The sequence below is a fragment of the Chromobacterium paludis genome (genome assembly GCF_008275125.1).
Lineage (GTDB): Bacteria > Pseudomonadota > Gammaproteobacteria > Burkholderiales > Chromobacteriaceae > Chromobacterium > Chromobacterium paludis.
The window spans coordinates 229451-248355 of the sequence record NZ_CP043473.1; the positions used below are offsets into that span (position 1 = coordinate 229451).

Consider the following 18905-nt stretch of genomic DNA (forward strand, 5'->3'; position numbering starts at 1 on the left):
CAAAGCGCGCTTCCGCATGGAGCCGCCGACCAGCCAGCCGGCGGCCTTTAGGCTGCCTCGCCGCGTGCGCGGCGGGATGCGGAGCGCCCCATGCCTTCCTGCTTCATCGGTCTGTCTGCGTCGCGGCGCGGACGCGTTTTCGCTCGAAAACGACTATGGGAGAACCGATGATTCAACTCGATTTTTACGGCACGCTGGTGGCCGCCTCGCTCGTTCTATTGCTGGGACGCAAGCTGGTTGCCCATAGCGGCGCGCTGCGTGCCTACAATATTCCGGAACCAGTGGCCGGCGGCCTGGTGGTGGCCGCCGCGCTGCTGGCCTGGCGCCAGTTCTCCGGCGTGGAAGTGCGTTTCGACACGTCTTTGCAGACGCCTCTGATGCTGGCTTTCTTCGCCGCCATCGGGCTGAGCGCCAATCTGTCCAGCCTGAAGCAGGGCGGCAAGACAGTAGCCATTTTCCTGGGCGTGGTGGTGGGACTGCTGCTGGTGCAGAACACCTTGGGCGTGGCCGTGGCCAGCGCCTTGGGGCTGGACCCTCTTATGGGCCTGCTGGCCGGTTCCATCACCCTGTCCGGCGGCCATGGCACCGGCGCGGCGTGGAGCGGCACTTTCGCCGATCAATACGGCCTGGCGTCGGCCGCCGAGTTGGCCATGGCCTGCGCCACTTTCGGCCTGGTGTTGGGCGGTTTGATCGGCGGGCCGGTGGCGCGCTTTCTGGTCAAGCGCGTGCAAACGCCGGGCGCCGAACATAACACGGACCAGCCGCCGCGCGGCTTCGAGCTGCCGGACGCGCAGCGGCTGATCACGCCGCAGTCATTCATTGAAACGCTGGCCTTGATCGCGGTTTGCCTCTTGGGCGGCACCTTTGTCGGTTCGCTGCTGAAGGGTACGGCTTTCGAGTTGCCTACCTTTGTCTGCGTCTTGTTTGTCGGCGTGCTGATCAGCAATGGACTGGCGGTGCTGGGCGGGTACAAGATATTCGAGCGCGAGGTGTCGGTGCTGGGCAACGTCAGTCTGTCACTGTTCCTGGCGCTGGCCCTGATGTCGCTGCGGCTGTGGGACCTGGCGGCGTTAGCCCTACCCATCTTCGCGCTGCTCTTGCTGCAGACGCTGGCGATGGCGCTGTACGCCGTGTTCGTCACCTTCCGGGTGATGGGACGCAACTACGATGCCGCGGTGCTGGCCGCCGGTCATTGCGGTTTCGGCCTGGGCGCCACGCCTACCGCCATCGCCAATATGCAGGCGGTGACCGAGCGTTTCGGCCCCTCACATATCGCGTTTCTGGTGGTGCCCATGGTGGGCGCTTTCTTCATCGACATCGTCAACGCCATCACCATCAAGCTCTACCTTACGTTGCCCTTTATCGGCTAAGGGCTATCGGATGCATTGAAAAATACAAACGGGCCATCGCTTGCAATGGCGGGTTGGCGCTCATATCTTGGTCTGAGACGGCCCGCAGCTGGCGGGCCACCCGATACTGAAAGAGAGCCGACATGTCCTTCACCAATCTTACCGCCGACAACTTCAACGCCAATATGAAGGAAGAGGGCATCGTCATCCTCGATTTCTGGGCGGAGTGGTGTGGTCCCTGCAAGATGTTCGGTCCGGTGTTCGAGGCGGCGTCGGCCAAGCACGCGGACATCGTGTTCGGCAAGATCAATACCGAGGAAGAGCGCGAATTGGCCGCCCATTTCAATATCCGCTCCATTCCGACGCTGATTGCGGTCAAAGACGGCATCATGGTGTTCAATCAGGCCGGCGCGATGATGGGCGGACAGTTCGAGCAACTTATCCAAAGCCTGCGCGATCTGGACATGGACAAAGTGCGTGCGGAAATCGCCAGCCAACAGTCCTGAACGGATGGCGCGTTCCAGGCGCTGATGTGAGACGATAGGGCCATGCTTGGGCGCATTGCCCTATTTTCTATTTTGCGGTCAGAACGGGAGTTCATCATGAAGCGTTGGGGTTTGCTGTTGTTGCTGTGGGGGCAGGCTGCGCTGGCGGGCTGCCCGGCGCTGCTCAATTACACGGTTCCCGGGCTGATGGGCGGCGAAATCAATCTTTGCCAATACGCCGATCAGCCGGTTCTGGTGGTGAATACCGCCAGCCATTGCGGCTTCACGCCGCAATTCACCCAGCTGGAGTCTCTATATAAGCAATATGGTCCGCGAGGGCTGGTGGTGATCGGCTTCCCCAGCAATGATTTCTTCCAGGAACTGGACAAGCCCAGCGAGATTGGCGCGTTCTGCCAGGCTAATTATGGCGTGACCTTCCCAATGGCCAGCAAGGGGCATGTGCGCGGTAGCGATGCGCAGCCCTTCTTCAAGGCGCTGATTGCCGCGACCGATGACGCGCCGATGTGGAACTTCCACAAGTACCTGATCCTGCCCGGCGCCAGCAAGGTGATCAGCATCGGCACCCGCACCAAGCCGGATGCGCCCGAGGTGGTCGATGCTTTTGTGCCTTATCTGAGGCCCATCGCCACTCAATCTGCCGCCCCGGCTCAGCCCTGAGGTGAGTATTCAACGGCACCTTCATCTGGAGTTGCCGTTTTTTTCATGATGCAACCATTTAAAATCAACAACTTGGCGGGTTTGTGTGAAATTCTTTCCATTTTTCCCGCAAAAGGTGTTGACGAGGTTCAGGCCCGGGCGTATAGTTCGTCTCCTCAGCTGACGCAGCGAACGAAACGGCGGAAACGAAACGGTTTCCGGTGTGACGAAAACAGCGTCCAGCACTGCTCTTTAACAGAACGAATAACCGATAGGTGTAAGTGCTTGGTGAAAGCCAAATACTTGCACTGCAAGAGACAAGAGATACTTGTTTATTTCTTTGAACTTGCGTGCCAGAAAATTGCTATGAGATTGAACTGAAGAGTTTGATCCTGGCTCAGATTGAACGCTGGCGGCATGCTTTACACATGCAAGTCGAACGGCAGCACGGGAGCTTGCTCCTGGTGGCGAGTGGCGAACGGGTGAGTAATGCATCGGAATGTACCGTGTAATGGGGGATAGCTCGGCGAAAGCCGGATTAATACCGCATACGCCCTGAGGGGGAAAGCGGGGGATCGAAAGACCTCGCGTTATACGAGCAGCCGATGTCTGATTAGCTAGTTGGTGAGGTAAGAGCTCACCAAGGCGACGATCAGTAGCGGGTCTGAGAGGATGATCCGCCACACTGGGACTGAGACACGGCCCAGACTCCTACGGGAGGCAGCAGTGGGGAATTTTGGACAATGGGCGCAAGCCTGATCCAGCCATGCCGCGTGTCTGAAGAAGGCCTTCGGGTTGTAAAGGACTTTTGTCAGGGAGGAAATCCCTAGCGCTAATACCGCTGGGGGATGACAGTACCTGAAGAATAAGCACCGGCTAACTACGTGCCAGCAGCCGCGGTAATACGTAGGGTGCAAGCGTTAATCGGAATTACTGGGCGTAAAGCGTGCGCAGGCGGTTGTGCAAGTCTGATGTGAAAGCCCCGGGCTTAACCTGGGAACGGCATTGGAGACTGCACGACTAGAGTGCGTCAGAGGGGGGTAGAATTCCACGTGTAGCAGTGAAATGCGTAGAGATGTGGAGGAATACCGATGGCGAAGGCAGCCCCCTGGGATGACACTGACGCTCATGCACGAAAGCGTGGGGAGCAAACAGGATTAGATACCCTGGTAGTCCACGCCCTAAACGATGTCAACTAGCTGTTGGGGGTTTGAATCCTTGGTAGCGTAGCTAACGCGTGAAGTTGACCGCCTGGGGAGTACGGCCGCAAGGTTAAAACTCAAAGGAATTGACGGGGACCCGCACAAGCGGTGGATGATGTGGATTAATTCGATGCAACGCGAAAAACCTTACCTGCTCTTGACATGTACGGAACTTGGTAGAGATATCTTGGTGCCCGAAAGGGAGCCGTAACACAGGTGCTGCATGGCTGTCGTCAGCTCGTGTCGTGAGATGTTGGGTTAAGTCCCGCAACGAGCGCAACCCTTGTCATTAGTTGCCATCATTCAGTTGGGCACTCTAATGAGACTGCCGGTGACAAACCGGAGGAAGGTGGGGATGACGTCAAGTCCTCATGGCCCTTATGGGCAGGGCTTCACACGTCATACAATGGTCGGTACAGAGGGTTGCCAAGCCGCGAGGTGGAGCTAATCTCAGAAAACCGATCGTAGTCCGGATCGCACTCTGCAACTCGAGTGCGTGAAGTCGGAATCGCTAGTAATCGCAGATCAGCATGCTGCGGTGAATACGTTCCCGGGTCTTGTACACACCGCCCGTCACACCATGGGAGTGAGTTTCACCAGAAGTGGGTAGGCTAACCGCAAGGAGGCCGCTTACCACGGTGGGATTCATGACTGGGGTGAAGTCGTAACAAGGTAGCCGTAGGGGAACCTGCGGCTGGATCACCTCCTTTCTAGAGAAGGCGATCGCCAAGTACTTACAGCCTATCGGTTATTCAAGTTAAGGGCATTTTCGATGAAAATCGGCGCAGCTCTGCGTTGAAAGCTTCCTCGTGTACTCGATGTACACGTCGTCAGCTTTCGCCTGGATCTGCTTGATTTTGATCGAAAAGGATGTGGTATCAAACGACTACTGGGTTTGTAGCTCAGCTGGTTAGAGCACTGTGTTGATAACGCAGGGGTCGTAGGTTCGAGTCCTACCAGACCCACCAGTATTTTTTGGGTCAGGCAAGGCGCGAAGGAGCGACATGTGCTTATGCACATGAGCGACTGAGCAACGCAGCATCACCCAAAAAGAGGGGGATTAGCTCAGTTGGGAGAGCACCTGCTTTGCAAGCAGGGGGTCGTCGGTTCGATCCCGTCATCCTCCACCATCGCAAACAAAATCGAATTCGGAAGAGTTGGATTCTGTTTGCGTTGTATAAACGCCCGATCTTTAACAAACTGAAGAAGCCGAATATATAAAGACGGCGAGATGAAGATGCAGAGTTAATTCTGTGCATCAACAAATCGTCATCTTGGGTATTTGATTGTATCTAAGGCTGCGTCGCCATATCAAAAGGGGCGGTGCAGTCGTCGCACAAACACTCTCTGTTGTTGCGGTAATTTAGGTTACTGAAATGATAGGGTCAAGCGACTAAGTGCATCTGGTGGATGCCTTGGCGATCATAGGCGATGAAGGACGTGTAAGCCTGCGAAAAGCGCGGGGGAGCTGGCAATAGAGCTTTGATCCCGCGATGTCCGAATGGGGAAACCCCTCCGCAAGGAGATCCCTGACTGAATCCATAGGTCAGAGGAGGCGAACCGAGTGAACTGAAACATCTAAGTAACTCGAGGAAAAGAAATCAACCGAGATTCCGTAAGTAGTGGCGAGCGAACGCGGAACAGCCTGACTGTGTTATGAGTTGCGTTAGTGGAATGGAATGGAAAGTCCAGCCGTAGTGGGTGATAGCCCCGTACACGAAAACGCATCGCAAGAACTAAGCAGTCGAGAAGTAGGGCGGGACACGAGAAATCCTGTCTGAAGATGGGGGGACCATCCTCCAAGGCTAAATACTCATGATCGACCGATAGTGAACCAGTACCGTGAGGGAAAGGCGAAAAGAACCCCGGGAGGGGAGTGAAATAGAACCTGAAACCGGATGCATACAAACAGTGGGAGCGGACTTGTTCCGTGACTGCGTACCTTTTGTATAATGGGTCAGCGACTTACGTTCAGTAGCAAGCTTAACCGAATAGGGGAGGCGTAGGGAAACCGAGTCCGAATAGGGCGATTGAGTTGCTGGGCGTAGACCCGAAACCGAGTGATCTATCCATGGCCAGGATGAAGGTGCGGTAACACGCACTGGAGGTCCGAACCCACTAGTGTTGCAAAACTAGGGGATGAGCTGTGGATAGGGGTGAAAGGCTAAACAAACTCGGAGATAGCTGGTTCTCCCCGAAAACTATTTAGGTAGTGCCTCATGTATCACTTCCGGGGGTAAAGCACTGTTATGGCTAGGGGGTCATTGCGATTTACCAAACCATGGCAAACTCTGAATACCGGAAAGTGCAAGCATGGGAGACAGACGGTGGGTGCTAACGTCCATCGTCAAGAGGGAAACAACCCAGACCGCCAGCTAAGGTCCCAAATGATCAGTTAAGTGGTAAACGAAGTGGGAAGGCCTAGACAGCCAGGATGTTGGCTTAGAAGCAGCCATCATTTAAAGAAAGCGTAATAGCTCACTGGTCGAGTCGTCCTGCGCGGAAGATGTAACGGGGCTCAAACTGATAACCGAAGCTGCGGATGCACAGTTTACTGTGCGTGGTAGGGGAGCGTTCTGTAGGTCTGTGAAGGTGTCTCGTAAGGGATGCTGGAGATATCAGAAGTGCGAATGCTGACATGAGTAGCGATAAAGCGGGTGAAAAGCCCGCTCGCCGAAAGCCCAAGGTTTCCTACGCAACGTTCATCGGCGTAGGGTGAGTCGGCCCCTAAGGCGAGGCTGAAAAGCGTAGTCGATGGGAAACGGGTTAAAATTCCCGTACTTTTATGTAGTGCGATGTGGGGACGGAGAAGGTTAGGTCAGCAGACTGTTGGAATAGTCTGTTCAAGCCGGTAGGCTGGGGTGGTAGGCAAATCCGCCGCCCCTTAAGGCCGAGAAGTGATAACGAGGGTCTACGGACCTGAAGTGACTGATACCACGCTTCCAGGAAAAGCCACTAAGCTTCAGCTACATAAGAACCGTACCGCAAACCGACACAGGTGGGCAGGATGAGAATTCTAAGGCGCTTGAGAGAACTCAGGAGAAGGAACTCGGCAAATTGATACCGTAACTTCGGGAGAAGGTATGCCTGTTGAGGTGTAGTGACTTGCTCACGAAGCTTTGACAGGTCGCAGAGAATCGGTGGCTGCGACTGTTTAACAAAAACACAGCACTGTGCCAACACGAAAGTGGACGTATACGGTGTGACGCCTGCCCGGTGCCGGAAGGTTAAGTGATGGGGTGCAAGCTCTTGATCGAAGCCCCGGTAAACGGCGGCCGTAACTATAACGGTCCTAAGGTAGCGAAATTCCTTGTCGGGTAAGTTCCGACCCGCACGAATGGCGTAACGATGGCCACACTGTCTCCTCCTGAGACTCAGCGAAGTTGAAGTGTTTGTGAAGATGCAATCTCCCCGCTGCTAGACGGAAAGACCCCGTGAACCTTTACTGTAGCTTTGCATTGGACTTTGAACAGACTTGTGTAGGATAGGTGGGAGGCTTTGAAGTCAGGACGCTAGTTCTGATGGAGCCGTCCTTGAAATACCACCCTGGTGTGTTTGAGGTTCTAACCTTGGTCCGTGATCCGGATTGGGGACAGTGCATGGTAGGCAGTTTGACTGGGGCGGTCTCCTCCCAAAGTGTAACGGAGGAGTTCGAAGGTTACCTAGGTACGGTCGGAAATCGTGCTGATAGTGCAATGGCAAAAGGTAGCTTAACTGCGAGACCGACAAGTCGAGCAGGTGCGAAAGCAGGACATAGTGATCCGGTGGTTCTGAATGGAAGGGCCATCGCTCAACGGATAAAAGGTACTCCGGGGATAACAGGCTGATACCGCCCAAGAGTTCACATCGACGGCGGTGTTTGGCACCTCGATGTCGGCTCATCACATCCTGGGGCTGTAGCCGGTCCCAAGGGTATGGCTGTTCGCCATTTAAAGTGGTACGTGAGCTGGGTTCAAAACGTCGTGAGACAGTTTGGTCCCTATCTGCAGTGGGCGTTGGAAGTTTGACGGGGGCTGCTCCTAGTACGAGAGGACCGGAGTGGACGAACCTCTGGTGTACCGGTTGTCACGCCAGTGGCATTGCCGGGTAGCTAAGTTCGGAAGAGATAACCGCTGAAAGCATCTAAGCGGGAAACTTGCCTGAAGATGAGACTTCCCTGGAGGCTTGACCTCCCTGAAGAGTCGTTCGAGACCAGGACGTTGATAGGTCGGGTGTGGAAGCGCTGTGAGGCGTGAAGCTAACCGATACTAATTGCTCGTGAGGCTTGATCCTATCATTTGAGTGGCTTGGGGAACCAAGACGCGAGATAGAGTGTGTGCGACACAATTGAATACCGAATATTCAGAATCAGAGAACCTCTCTGGTTCAGGCTTCTTGAGTTTGTACAAGTTTATGTCTGGTGGCCTTAGCGAGATGGTCCCACGCCTTCCCATCCCGAACAGGACCGTGAAACATCTTAGCGCCGATGATAGTGTGGCATTCGCCATGTGAAAGTAGGACACCGCCAGACGCCCCATCAGACAAAGCCCAGCTCAACCGAGCTGGGCTTTGTGCATTGCCGCCGCGCGCCGACCCCAACCCGCCCCGACAGGATGCCCTGCCGGGGCTTTGCTGTTTCTACGAGGCTAATGTGGTTCGCTGGGAAAACTGATGATGAAGGCGGCGCCGTGGCCGGGTTCACTTTCCAGGCGGATTTGCCCTTTCAGGATGATGTGGACGATGTTGTGCACCAGGGCGAGACCCAGGCCGACGCCGCCTTGCCCCATGCGCGTGGTGAAAAACGGGTCGAACACCTTGCTATGCAATTCTGGGATGATGCCTTGGCCATTGTCGGCGTAACGCAGAATGATCTCATTCTGCTGGCGCTGGATCGCGATCTGTATCGAGCCTTCGTTGCGGCCTTGGAAGCCGTGCGTCAAGGTATTCGCCACGAGGTGTGAGATCAGTTGTTCCAATGCGCTGGGGTAACTGTGAATCAGCAAATCGGGAGAGCAGTCCAGTGTCAGTTTGATCCGCGGATGGTGGGCTGCGGGAAGCAGGATTTCCAACAACTTGGCGAGGATGGCGCCAGGATTGAAGTTGCGCTTGGGCTGGTCCAGTTGATCGACGACGATTTGTTTGAAGCGTCCAATCAGGTCTGCTGACTGTTCGCTGCTTCTTTGCAGCAGCTCGCAGCTTTCGGCTGCCTTGTCGAGAAAGTCGCGCAATTGACTGCGTGATAATTGCTGCGTCGCTTCGGCTTGGGCAATGGTTTGGACATCGGCGAGGATCTGCGTCGAACATAGCAGGATATTGCCTATGGGCGTGTTCAGCTCATGCGCCATGCCCGCCACCATGCGTGCTAGTGCGTTCTGTTTCTCGGCGATGCTGATTTGCTGCATCGCTTTTTTCAGTTCGGCCGTGCGGCTGGCGACGCGTTCTTCCAGGTGAATGTTGAGCTGCTGCAACTCCTCCTCGGCCTGTCTGCGTCGCGTGATGTCAGAGTAAGTGCCTATCATGCGCAGCGGCTGGCCCTGCGCGTCCTGGCTGACCACCATGCCGCGTCCCAGCAGCCAGATCCAGCTGTGATCCTTGAGAAAGCGGTGCTCCGTGATGAAGGAGTCTCTGGGCAGTCGCAAGTAACTGGCCAGATCCGCCAATACAGTGGGCAGGTCGTCGGGATGGATGCCGGTTTGCCATAGCTTGAAGTCACCGATTTCCATCGCATTGCGCAAGCCCAGCAACTGCCGGCAGCGGTTGGAGAAGTAGATATCGCCGCTGGCGAGGTTCCAGTCCCACACGCCGTCGCCGGCCCCCTCCAGCGCGAAGTGCCAGCGTTCTTCGCTTTCGCGCAGGGCTCGCAATGCCTTGCGCTCGCCCGCGCGCAGCAGTTCGAACTCCCGGCGCACGCGTTCCGCTTCCTCGGCGCGCAGCGCCGCGTCTTCCTGCGCTCTGGCTTTGTCGTTGTAGATCTGCTTGAGGTCTCGCTCCACCAGGGCGCGGAATTGAGCCAGCAGGGCGCGGTAGTTTGCTGTGTAGTGGTTTTCCGCGCGGTCAAGGATGCAAATGGTGCCGAAGATTTCGTCGTTGGGCCAGGTCAGCGGCAGGCCCATATAGGAAATCATGCCTAGCTTGATGTCGGGATTGTGGTCCCATCGCGGGTCTGTCAGCGCGTTGGGCACGGTGAGCGCCTGGCGCGTGCTCATGACGGTTTCGCAATAGAGCCCGGTGCCGAGGTCGGCCAGCTCATCTTCCTCGTAGGGATTGCCTTCGCTGCGGCTGGAGAGGAAAACTCGGATCTGCGGGGCCTGCACCCGCATGATCAGCGCGGAAGGGATGCTGACGATGCGGGCCAGCAGATCCAGCACCTGTTGCCATTTTTCCGAGTATTCATGGCTGACCGTCAGGTGGTGGGTTTCGATTCCGGGTGGCTGCATCTTGCTCTCCATTCGCCGCGAGCCAGGCTCATCATCCCAGCATAGCGGAGCGCGCATGAGAGCTTGGGGCAAAAATGCAGGGCGCTTGCGCGCCTGGCGGGGAGGGATGGCAAAGAAAAGCCCCGCGTAGCGGGGCGAGGCATTACAACATCAGGTTCAGCATGCGGTCTATGCGCACCCGGCTGAGGCGGGTGAGCAGTTTCTTGATTTGCTCGGGATAGTGTTTGACATCTTCCAGCTGGCGATAGTGGGCCAGCAGGGTGGTATGGCGCAGTATGCTTTGCTGCTCAGCCAGCCCCTGGGCGCGCAGCTCGCCTTGCGGGTCGCGCAACAGCAAAGCGTTTTCCAGGTCCAGGCGGAAGGCGCGTGGATTCAGGTTATTGCCCGTCAGCAGCAGGTAGCGCCAGTCGCTCCAGATGCCCTTGAGGTGATAGGTATTGTCGCCATCTTTCCACAAATGGACACGCAGCTGCTGGCGGGCGATGTATGGGCGCTGCCGTTTGGCGAAGCGGCGCAGGTTCATCTCGTACAGATAGGGAAGCGCGCCGATCACGCGGAACGGTTGTTCCGGCGGGATGTAGAAGTCATTGGCGGTCTTGTCGCCCACCACGATGTCGATTTCCACGCCACGGCGCAGGGCGCGGTTGATTTCCAGCACTACGGCGCGCGGAAAGTTGAAATACGGCGTACAGATGAACAAACGGCTGTCCGCGCTGGCGATGATGTCCAATATGGTGCGATTGAGCCGGTTGCCTTTGCCTATGCCCACGATGGGCGTGATGGCCAGCTGGTCCGCCGGGACGGCGGTCAGCGTCGCGGGGCGATACTGGCTCTGCGCCAGCTTGTCGCGGAACTGACGGATCTCCTTGCGTATGCTGCGGGTGGACGGCGCGGGCTTGTCCAGGCGAAATACGGCAGGATCGTTGAAGAACTGCTCGGCCATGAAGCGCGCCATGGCGTCCGCCAGCTCCGGGCTGCGGATCAGGTGGTAGCGGTCGAAGCGGTACTTGTCCAGCTTGTGCAGGTAAACATTGTTGAGGCTGGCGCCGCTGTAGAACACCGTGTCGTCGATGACGAAGCCCTTCAGGTGCAACACGCCGAACAATTCTCGCGTCTGCACCGGCACGCCGTACACGGGGATGTCCAATTCGCGCCGCGCCGCTTCTTCTCGATACCAGCGGGCATTGCATTGGCTCTGGTCCTCGCCGATGCGGCCACGCTGGGCGCGGTGCCAGTCCACCATGACGCGCACGTCCAGTTCCGGCTGGCGCTGTTTGGCCTGGTACAGCGCGTCCAGGATTTCCTGACCGGCTTCCTCATTTTCCAGATACAGCGCGCAGATGTAGACGCGCCGCGTGGCCGCCGCGATCGCCTCCAGCAGCCGCAGGCGGAACTCGTTCGTTTGCAGCAGCGTGGAGAAATCCTCTGCCCGCAGCGGGAGCCAGGGCAGACGGGTCAGCGTGGGTCGGTTGAGCAGAAATGCCATGAATGCGCAGTTGATTGACGTTCAATCGCGGAATCGTAGCATCGTTTGGGTGGTTTGGGGGAGTGGGGGCGCAAGCCGGTGATGCCGATCAAGCTTTTGCGCGCGTTCCAAGCCGGTGCGGCACATGGCAAGGGCGGCCGAAATGTGCAAAAATTCCGGTAACGAGACGAATTGCAGGTTTATTCCATGCTGGACCGGGACGGATACCGCCCTAACGTCGGCATCATCCTCACCAATGCCAAGAACGAAGTGTTCTGGGGCAAGCGCGTGCGCGAGCACTCCTGGCAGTTCCCGCAAGGCGGCATCAAGCCGGGCGAAAGCCCCGAGGCCGCGATGTACCGCGAGCTGCTGGAGGAAGTGGGCTTATTGCCCCAGCACGTGAAGATATTGGGGCGCACCCGCGACTGGATGCGCTACGAGGTGCCGACCAACTGGGTTCGCCGCGAATGGCGCGGCAGTTACAAGGGGCAGAAACAGATCTGGTTTCTGCTCAGGCTGGTGGGACGCGACAGCGATGTGTGCCTGCGCGCGTCCACGCATCCGGAGTTCGACGGCTGGCGCTGGAACGACTACTGGGCGCCGGTGGACGCGGTGATCGAATTCAAGCGCGATGTCTACGAGCGCGCGCTGACCGAGCTGGCCCGCTTCCTGCGCGGCGTGGAGAGCCACGACGCTTATCTGGCGCGCATCGCCGCGCAGAGCGAGCAGTGAGCGGCGCAAGGCCATAGCAATACAGCGACGGCGGGCAATGCCCGCTGTCTTTATTTTTGCCGCCCCTTGCGGGCGGCGTCGACGTGACGCGCCGACAGGGCAAGACCAGAACATGACTCAACAATACGACGAATCCTCGGTACGGGTGCTGAAGGGGCTGGAGCCGGTGAAAGAGCGGCCCGGCATGTATACCCGGACCACCGATCCCACCCATATCTGCCAGGAAGTGATAGACAACGCCGCCGACGAGGCGCTGGGCGGTTTCGCGCGCAAGATCGCCGTCACCGTGCACCAGGACGGCTCGCTGACCGTGGAAGACGATGGCCGCGGCATTCCGGTGGGCTTGCACCCTCAAGAAGGCGTGCCGGTGGTGGAGCTGGTATTCACCCGCTTGCACGCCGGCGGCAAATTCAACAAGAAGGACGGCGGCGCCTATGCCTTCTCCGGCGGCCTGCACGGCGTGGGCGTGTCGGTGACCAATGCCTTGTCTACCCGCTTGGAGGTGGAAGTGAAGCGCGAGGGCGGCGTGCACCGCCTGGTGTTTGCCGGCGGCGACGTGATCGAGCCCTTGGCCCGCATCGGCGACTGCGGCCCGCGCACCAGCGGCACCCGCGTGCGGGTGTGGCCGGACGGCAAGTATTTTGAAAGCCCGCGCTACTCCATGCTGGAACTGGAGCGCTTGCTGCGCGCCAAGGCGGTGCTGTTGCCGGGCGTGGCGGTGACGTTGACGGTGGAAAAGCCCAGCGGCGACGAAGTCAAGGTGTGGCAGTACCCGGAGGGCTTGAAGAGCTATCTGGCCGAGCTGTGCGGCGACGACGAGCCAGTGGCGCCGCTGTTCGCCGGCGAGGCCTATATCGGCGACGACCACGAGCAGTTCGCCAAGGGCGAGGGCGCGCAGTGGGCCATGGCCTGGTTCGAGGACGGCGCCAGCGGCGAGAGCTACGTCAACCTGATTCCCACCCCGGTGGGCGGCACCCATGAGGCCGGCCTGCGCGCCGGCGTGTTCGACGCCGTGAAGAGCTTCGTCGACCACCACAACCTGCTGCCGCGCGGCGTCAAGCTGATGGCCGAGGACGTATGGAGCCGCGTGCGCTTCGTGCTGTCCGCCCGCGTGCTGGACCCGCAGTTCCAAGGCCAGACCAAGGACAAGCTGACCAGCCGCGACGCGTTGAAGCTGATTTCCGGCCTGGCGCGGGATCCGGTGGAACTGTGGCTGAACCAGCATGTGGAAGCCGGCAAGAAGATCGCCGAGCTGGCCATCCGCCAGGCGCAGAGCCGCCTCAAGTCCGTCAAGAAGGTGGAAAAGAAGAAGGGCTCCGGCGTGGCGGTGCTGCCGGGCAAGCTGACCGACTGCGAAAGCGAGGACATCGAGCGCAACGAGCTGTTCCTGGTGGAAGGCGATTCGGCCGGCGGCTCGGCCAAGCTGGCGCGCGACAAGGAATACCAGGCCATCCTGCCGCTGCGCGGCAAGGTGTTGAACAGCTGGGAAACCGACAAGGACCAGCTGTTTTCCAATGCCGAAATCCACGACATCTCCGTCGCCATCGGCGTGGACCCGCACGGCCCCAACGACGCGCCGGACCTGTCCGGCCAGCGCTACGGCAAGATCGCCATCCTGTCCGACGCCGACGTGGACGGCTCGCACATCCAGGTGCTGCTGTTGACGCTGTTCTTCCGCCATTTCCCGCGGCTGGTGGAAAACGGCAATATCTACATCGCCCAGCCGCCGCTGTTTCGCGTCGATGTGCCGGGCCAGGGCAAGACCCGTCCGCCGCGCAAGCTCTATGCGCTGGACGAGGGCGAGATGACCGCCATCCTGGATCGTCTGCGCAGCGAGGGCGTGCGCGAGAACGCCTGGACCATCTCCCGCTTCAAAGGCTTGGGCGAGATGAACCCGGAGCAACTGAAAGACACCACCATGAACCCCGACACCCGCCGCCTGGTCAAGGTGCAGGTGCGCCCCGGCATGCTGAAGGAAACGCTGGACATGTTCGTCATGCTGATGGGCAAGGGCGAAGCCTCCAGCCGCCGCAGCTGGATGGAAGCCAAGGGCAACGAGGTGGAAGCGGATATCTGATCCATCCGCTTTCCGTTTCCGCCACCCCGCCGCCAGTGCTGGCCGCGGGGTTTTTCATGGCTAGTCGTAGAGGGCCAGCAATTCCGCCATCTTGGCGCGGCCTTGCGGCGACAGGCAGGCGGCTTGCAGCCGCGCCAGCGCCGCCGCGTCGCGGGCCAGCGGATGGGCGCGCGAGACGTAGACCGCCATCGGTTCGCGGCTGATCTCCAGTTCCGACCAATTGTCGGACGGTCGCGACACTTCGTGCAGCACGCGGCCGCAGCCGGGGCGCACGCACATCATCGCGTCCAGCCGGCCGATGCGCAGCATGCCCATGCCCTGGCGCATGTCGGCCACCAGAACCCGCTCGGCGCCGCTGCGCGCGATGAAGGCATCCAGCGTGTGGGTGCCGCGCAGAATGCCGACCGGGCGTTGTTTCAAATCCTCGACTCGCAGCGCATGGGGGGCGCTGCGATGGATCACTGACAGGCGGATGTCGGTGGGACGGCACAGCTCCAGGCCGAAGGCGTCGCGCTCCGGGGAGGCGGTGATCAGCGCCAGCGCGTCGCGGCCGCTCTTCAGCTCCTCCACCAGCCGGGGGAGCGGGCGAGTGTCCTGAATCAGCTGCAGGCCGCTTTGATCCGCCAGCCAGCGCAGGTAGCGCGGCGTCAGTCCGTCGCCGGTGGCGGGATCGCCCCAGGGCTCTATCGCCTGGCTGAAGGCGGGGATCGGTTCGGCGTGGGCTCCGGGCAGGCACAGCAGCAGCGCCAGCCCGCGCCACAGGATGGATTTCATCGGGCTCTCTCCTGCATGGCGGCTGATGCAGTATAGTCCTGGCGCAGACGGTGGCGGCGCCAGGAGGCTATCAGCTGACTTCAGCTGCGGCATCTCGAGCGGCTGCGGGCGGTTTGATGGCTTACCACACCGTCAGCGTCTGGCCGTTGGCGATGCCTTCCACGCTGCGCACATAGGCCAGGGCGGCGCGGGCGGCGGGGATGGCCTCGAAGCCGGGGAAGTAGGGGGCGAAGCCTTCCCATGACTCCTGCAGCACATTGGGGCTGACCACATTGATGCGTTGGCCGCGGCCCAGCTCCAGCGCGGCGGCGGCGGCAAAGCCTTCCAGCGCGCGGTTCACCGCCGTGGCGTTGGCGCCGTGGCGGATGGGATGGGCGCTGACGATGCCGCTGGTCAGCGTGATGGAGCCGCCGTCGTTCAGGTAATGCTGGCCGGTCAGCGCCAGGTCGATCTGGCCCAGCAGCTTGTTTTCCAGGCCAACGCGGAAGTCGGCCGCGCGCATTTCCTGCAGCGGTCCGAAGTGCAGGTTGCCGGTGGCGCTGATGATGGCGTCCAGCCGGCCGGCTTGTTCGAACATCTTGCTCACGCTGGCGCTATCGGTGATATCGACGCGCAAGTCGCCGCTGTGGCGGCCGGCGGTCAGGATCTGGTGGTGGGACAGGGCTTGGCGGATGGCGCGGCCGACAGTGCCGCTGGCGCCTACAAGCAGGATTTTCATGATTTGCTCCATCAGGGTTGGGAATGGACGCAGTGTGCGGATATTTCTCTTTTTGATTAATCCATTATCATGAACAGGATTAATATCTTGGAGTTTCTAATCCATGGATCGCCTGCTCAGCATGGAGTTGTTTGTCGCCGTGGTGGACTTGGGGAGCTTTACCGCGGCGGCGGAGGCGCATCGCCTGTCCCAGCCCATGGTAGGCAAGCACATCGCCGCGCTGGAGCAGCGGCTGGGGGGGCGATTGTTGGTACGGACCACGCGCCGCCAGCAGTTGACCGAGCTGGGGCAGCATTACTACCAGCGCTGCCGGACCATCCTGGCGGAACTGGCCGCCGCCGAAGATGCCGCCGCCTTGCTGCGCGAGCAGCCGCGCGGCGTGCTGCGCGTCAACGCCTCGGTCACCTTCGGCACGCTGCGCCTGGCGCCGCTGCTGGCCGAGTTCATGGCGCTTTATCCTGAGCTGGGCGTGGAGCTGGAGCTGTCCGATCAGCTGGTGGACCTGGTGGCGGATGGCTATGACGCTGTGTTCCGCATCGGCCATCTGCCGGATTCCGGCCTGGTGGGACGCCGGCTCAAGCCTTACCGCATGATGATCGCCGCTTCGCCGGCCTATCTGGCGCGGCGCGGCAAGCCGGAGACGCCGGCTGACCTTGCGCGGCATGACTGTCTGGGCTTCAGTCGCTGGCAGCGCGACGATGGCTGGGACGCGCTGGCCCGGCTGCACGGGGTGGAAATCCCGTCCAGCCGCTTCCTGTGCAATCAGGGCCAGGCCTTGCGCCAGCTGGCCTTGGCCGGCGCGGGGCTGGCGCTGCAGGCGGAGGCGCTGCTGGCGGCCGATGTGGCGGACGGCCGGCTGGTGCCGTTGTTGGACGGCTATCTGCCGGAGGCCAAGCCCATGCATTTGATTTATCCGGCGGATCGTCAGCCCCTGCCCAAGCTGCGGGTGTTTGTGGATTTCATCGTGGGCAGGCTGGGCGAGCTGTGAGTTTAATTGACCGCCGTTGTCAGCATTTCTCGTTTGTCTGCTCCTATGGCGGAGAGTAGTGTCATGGACATGAATCAGGAATTGATCACGCCATGCCGGAGAGACTTGTTCGCCGGCTTTTTCAGCGTCGGCATCACCGGCTTCGGCGGCGTGCTGCCGCAGGCGCACAGCATGCTGGTGCTGCGCCGGCGCTGGTTGTCCGAGGGCGACTTCGCCGAACAACTGGGCCTGTGCCAAGTGCTGCCTGGGCCGAATATCGTCAATATGGCGGTGGCGGTAGGCGCGCGTTTTCATGGGCCGTCCGGCGCGCTGGCCGCAGTGAGCGGCCTGTTGCTGGCGCCGATGGCCATCGTCTTGCTATTAGCTTCGCTCTACGCGCATTACCGCCAGCTGCCGCTGGTGGTCCACGTGATGCACGGCTTGGCTTCCGCCGCGGCCGGCCTGCTGCTGGCCATGGTGCCGCGCCTGCTGCCCAAGCTGGAACGGCGCGGCTGGAGCGCGCTGGTGGTGGCGGCCACCTTCTGCGCGATCGCGGTTTTCCGCTTGCCCTTGCTATGGGTGCTGCTGGGAACGGTGCCCTTGGCGCTGGCCTTGGCCTGGTGGACGCGGGAGGGGAGGACACGGTGATCCTGCTCAGGCTGTTGTGGGCGTTTGCCTGCTTGTCGCTGCTGGCGGTGGGCGGCGCCAATGTGGTGCTGCCGGAGCTACAGCGCATCGTGGTGGAGCAGGGCTGGATGAGCGCGGCGCAATTGGCTGAGCTGTTCGCCATCGCCCAGGCCGCTCCCGGCCCCAACGTGCTGGTGGTCTGCCTGGTGGGCTGGCATGTGGCCGGCGTGGCCGGGGCCATGGTCAGCATGTTGGGCATTTGCCTGCCGTCCTCCGTGCTGAGTTTTTACGTCTCGCGCTGGTGGGCGCGCAATCGCGACGGCGAGCTGACCGCCGTGCTCGGCCGGGCCTTGCTGCCCTTGACGGTGGGGCTGATCGCCGCCAGCGCTTGTTTGCTGCTGCAGGCGGCCAACCGGGACGGCGCCGGCTGGGCGCTGAGCGCGGCGGTGGCGCTGCTGGCCTGGCGCCGCAATGGGAACCCGCTGTGGCTGTTGTTGCTGGGCGGCGTTGCCGGGGGCTTGGGCGGTTGGTGATCCATGGCCATAATGTCGACATGGCAACCGGGATGGCTACATCATGGGCAAGCTAGGTTTGATCTGTCTGCTGTGCGTGTGCAGCCTGGGCGTCAGGGCTCAGGCCGAACGCGTGGACATTCACTATGCGCTGCTGTCCGGAGGCGACGACCCCCACTGGCCTTATATGCAGGCCTTGCTGCAGCTGGCCTGCAGCGAGATGCGGCAGCATTGCACGCTGATCGCGGACCGCGACATGAACCAGGGCCGCGCGATGGAGCAGATGATGCGCGGCGACACCGTCCTGGACGTGTTCTGGGGCATGACCAGCCGGGAGCGCGAGCAAAAGCTGCTTGCCGTGCGCATCCCGCTGGACAAGGGCCTGATAGGCTGGCGCGTGCCGTTGATCAGCGCCGGCAGGCCCAAGCTGCTCAAGGGCGTGAAAACTCGGCGGCAGCTGGCGGCCTTGCGCGCCGGGCAGGGCCTGGACTGGCCGGACACGCAAATCCTGCGTGGGGCCGGCCTGCCGGTGGTGACCAGTCCGGAGTATCTGAACCTGTTTTCCATGCTGCGACAGCAGCGCTACGATTACTTTCCGCGCAGCGTGATCGAGGTCAGGCAAGAGCTGGGCTCGCCCAACAGCCAGGGGCTGATGCTGGACCCGTATCTGCTGCTGCACTATCCCACGGCTTTTTATTTCTTCGTCACGCCCAGGCGGCCGGAGCTGGCCACGCTGCTGCGGCAGGGACTGGAGAGGGCGGTGGCGGACGGCAGTTTCGAGCAGACCTTCCATGTCTTCAACGACGAGCATTTGCGCGGACTCAATCTGTCTGGCCGCACCATCATCGAGCTGCCCAATGCCTTGCTGCCGCCGGACACGCCGCTGTCGCGGCGTGAACTGTGGTTTCGCCCCTGATGGGGGGC

At 60.5% G+C, this 18905-nt stretch carries 13 protein-coding genes, 2 tRNA genes and 3 rRNA genes; 14 read left to right on the forward strand and 4 right to left on the reverse strand.

Translation table 11 applies throughout. The features are described 5' to 3' along the window. Positions 1-167: 167 nt before the first annotated feature. The 8 genes from gltS to rrf all read left to right on the forward strand — a co-directional run bounded on the left by gltS (position 168) and on the right by rrf (position 8203). Positions 168-1370, forward strand: coding sequence for a sodium/glutamate symporter (gene gltS / locus FYK34_RS01155; protein ID WP_149294677.1), 1203 nt, complete (start codon positions 168-170; stop codon positions 1368-1370). Between the two features lie 122 nt (positions 1371-1492). Beyond that, positions 1493-1855: a thioredoxin gene (gene trxA / locus FYK34_RS01160; protein ID WP_149294678.1), complete on the forward strand. Its 363-nt coding sequence runs from the start codon at positions 1493-1495 to the stop codon at positions 1853-1855. 96 nt (positions 1856-1951) lie between these two features. Then, positions 1952-2512 carry a glutathione peroxidase gene (locus tag FYK34_RS01165; protein ID WP_149294679.1) on the forward strand — a complete coding sequence of 187 codons (561 nt, stop codon included), beginning with the start codon at positions 1952-1954 and terminating at the stop codon, positions 2510-2512. Between the two features lie 353 nt (positions 2513-2865). Continuing rightward, positions 2866-4403, forward strand: a 16S ribosomal RNA gene (locus tag FYK34_RS01170). A gap of 181 nt (positions 4404-4584) precedes the next feature. Then, positions 4585-4661 (forward strand) — tRNA-Ile (locus FYK34_RS01175). Between the two features lie 86 nt (positions 4662-4747). Further along, positions 4748-4823: transfer RNA gene (locus FYK34_RS01180), tRNA-Ala, on the forward strand. A gap of 253 nt (positions 4824-5076) precedes the next feature. After that, positions 5077-7965: ribosomal RNA gene (locus FYK34_RS01185) — 23S ribosomal RNA — on the forward strand. Positions 7966-8088: 123 nt separating this feature from the next. After that, positions 8089-8203 (forward strand): 5S ribosomal RNA (rrf, locus tag FYK34_RS01190). The 16S, 23S and 5S rRNA genes sit together here with 2 tRNA genes alongside, the layout of an rRNA operon. 115 nt (positions 8204-8318) lie before the next feature. On the opposite strand, the gene FYK34_RS01195 is transcribed toward rrf, so the two are convergent. Then, the gene (locus tag FYK34_RS01195) at positions 8319-10109 is read right to left on the reverse strand and encodes a GAF domain-containing sensor histidine kinase (RefSeq protein WP_149294680.1); all 1791 of its coding nucleotides are present in this window, start codon (positions 10107-10109) and stop codon (positions 8319-8321) included. Between the two features lie 142 nt (positions 10110-10251). Further along, positions 10252-11595, reverse strand: coding sequence for a CDP-diacylglycerol--serine O-phosphatidyltransferase (pssA, locus tag FYK34_RS01200; protein WP_149294681.1), 1344 nt, complete (start codon positions 11593-11595; stop codon positions 10252-10254). Positions 11596-11781: 186 nt separating this feature from the next. Here pssA and FYK34_RS01205 point away from each other — a divergent pair, with 186 nt between their 5' ends. Then, positions 11782-12306 (forward strand): RNA pyrophosphohydrolase, encoded by a 525-nt coding sequence (locus FYK34_RS01205; RefSeq protein ID WP_174774493.1) that lies wholly within the window; start codon positions 11782-11784, stop codon positions 12304-12306. Positions 12307-12418: 112 nt separating this feature from the next. Further along, the gene (gene parE / locus FYK34_RS01210; RefSeq protein ID WP_149294683.1) at positions 12419-14383 is read left to right on the forward strand and encodes a DNA topoisomerase IV subunit B; all 1965 of its coding nucleotides are present in this window, start codon (positions 12419-12421) and stop codon (positions 14381-14383) included. 60 nt (positions 14384-14443) lie between these two features. Here parE and FYK34_RS01215 read toward each other — a convergent pair whose 3' ends face one another. Next, positions 14444-15157 (reverse strand): type 2 periplasmic-binding domain-containing protein, encoded by a 714-nt coding sequence (locus FYK34_RS01215; RefSeq protein WP_168209613.1) that lies wholly within the window; start codon positions 15155-15157, stop codon positions 14444-14446. A gap of 121 nt (positions 15158-15278) precedes the next feature. Continuing rightward, a complete protein-coding gene (locus tag FYK34_RS01220) occupies positions 15279-15875 on the reverse strand; it encodes a short chain dehydrogenase (RefSeq protein WP_149294685.1) in 597 nt (198 codons plus the stop codon). Positions 15876-15978: 103 nt separating this feature from the next. Between FYK34_RS01220 and FYK34_RS01225 the strand changes: the two genes are divergently transcribed. The 4 genes from FYK34_RS01225 to FYK34_RS01240 all read left to right on the forward strand — a co-directional run bounded on the left by FYK34_RS01225 (position 15979) and on the right by FYK34_RS01240 (position 18897). Then, positions 15979-16863, forward strand: a complete 885-nt coding sequence (locus tag FYK34_RS01225; RefSeq protein WP_149294686.1) for a LysR family transcriptional regulator — start codon at positions 15979-15981, stop codon at positions 16861-16863. Between the two features lie 63 nt (positions 16864-16926). Next, a complete protein-coding gene (locus tag FYK34_RS01230) occupies positions 16927-17490 on the forward strand; it encodes a chromate transporter (RefSeq protein ID WP_231137335.1) in 564 nt (187 codons plus the stop codon). Further along, the gene (locus FYK34_RS01235) at positions 17487-18002 is read left to right on the forward strand and encodes a chromate transporter (RefSeq protein ID WP_196782570.1); all 516 of its coding nucleotides are present in this window, start codon (positions 17487-17489) and stop codon (positions 18000-18002) included. The genes FYK34_RS01230 and FYK34_RS01235 overlap by 4 nt, the downstream gene beginning before the upstream one ends. A 43-nt stretch (positions 18003-18045) precedes the next feature. Beyond that, positions 18046-18897, forward strand: a complete 852-nt coding sequence (locus tag FYK34_RS01240) for a hypothetical protein (RefSeq protein WP_149294688.1) — start codon at positions 18046-18048, stop codon at positions 18895-18897. Positions 18898-18905: the final 8 nt, after the last annotated feature.

Bases quoted from the DNA above. Each gene is read 5' to 3' on its own strand.
- FYK34_RS01165 (WP_149294679.1), top strand. From the start codon at position 1,952: ATGAAGCGTTGGGGTTTGCTGTTGTTGCTGTGGGGGCAGGCTGCGCTG.
- FYK34_RS01205 (WP_174774493.1), top strand. From the start codon at position 11,782: ATGCTGGACCGGGACGGATACCGCCCTAACGTCGGCATCATCCTCACC.
- FYK34_RS01225 (WP_149294686.1), top strand. From the start codon at position 15,979: ATGGATCGCCTGCTCAGCATGGAGTTGTTTGTCGCCGTGGTGGACTTG.
- FYK34_RS01230 (WP_231137335.1), top strand. From the start codon at position 16,927: ATGGACATGAATCAGGAATTGATCACGCCATGCCGGAGAGACTTGTTC.
- trxA (WP_149294678.1), top strand. From the start codon at position 1,493: ATGTCCTTCACCAATCTTACCGCCGACAACTTCAACGCCAATATGAAG.
- FYK34_RS01195 (WP_149294680.1), bottom strand. From the start codon at position 10,109: ATGCAGCCACCCGGAATCGAAACCCACCACCTGACGGTCAGCCATGAA.
- parE (WP_149294683.1), top strand. From the start codon at position 12,419: ATGACTCAACAATACGACGAATCCTCGGTACGGGTGCTGAAGGGGCTG.
- FYK34_RS01240 (WP_149294688.1), top strand. From the start codon at position 18,046: ATGGGCAAGCTAGGTTTGATCTGTCTGCTGTGCGTGTGCAGCCTGGGC.
- FYK34_RS01215 (WP_168209613.1), bottom strand. From the start codon at position 15,157: ATGAAATCCATCCTGTGGCGCGGGCTGGCGCTGCTGCTGTGCCTGCCC.
- pssA (WP_149294681.1), bottom strand. From the start codon at position 11,595: ATGGCATTTCTGCTCAACCGACCCACGCTGACCCGTCTGCCCTGGCTC.
- gltS (WP_149294677.1), top strand. From the start codon at position 168: ATGATTCAACTCGATTTTTACGGCACGCTGGTGGCCGCCTCGCTCGTT.
- FYK34_RS01220 (WP_149294685.1), bottom strand. From the start codon at position 15,875: ATGAAAATCCTGCTTGTAGGCGCCAGCGGCACTGTCGGCCGCGCCATC.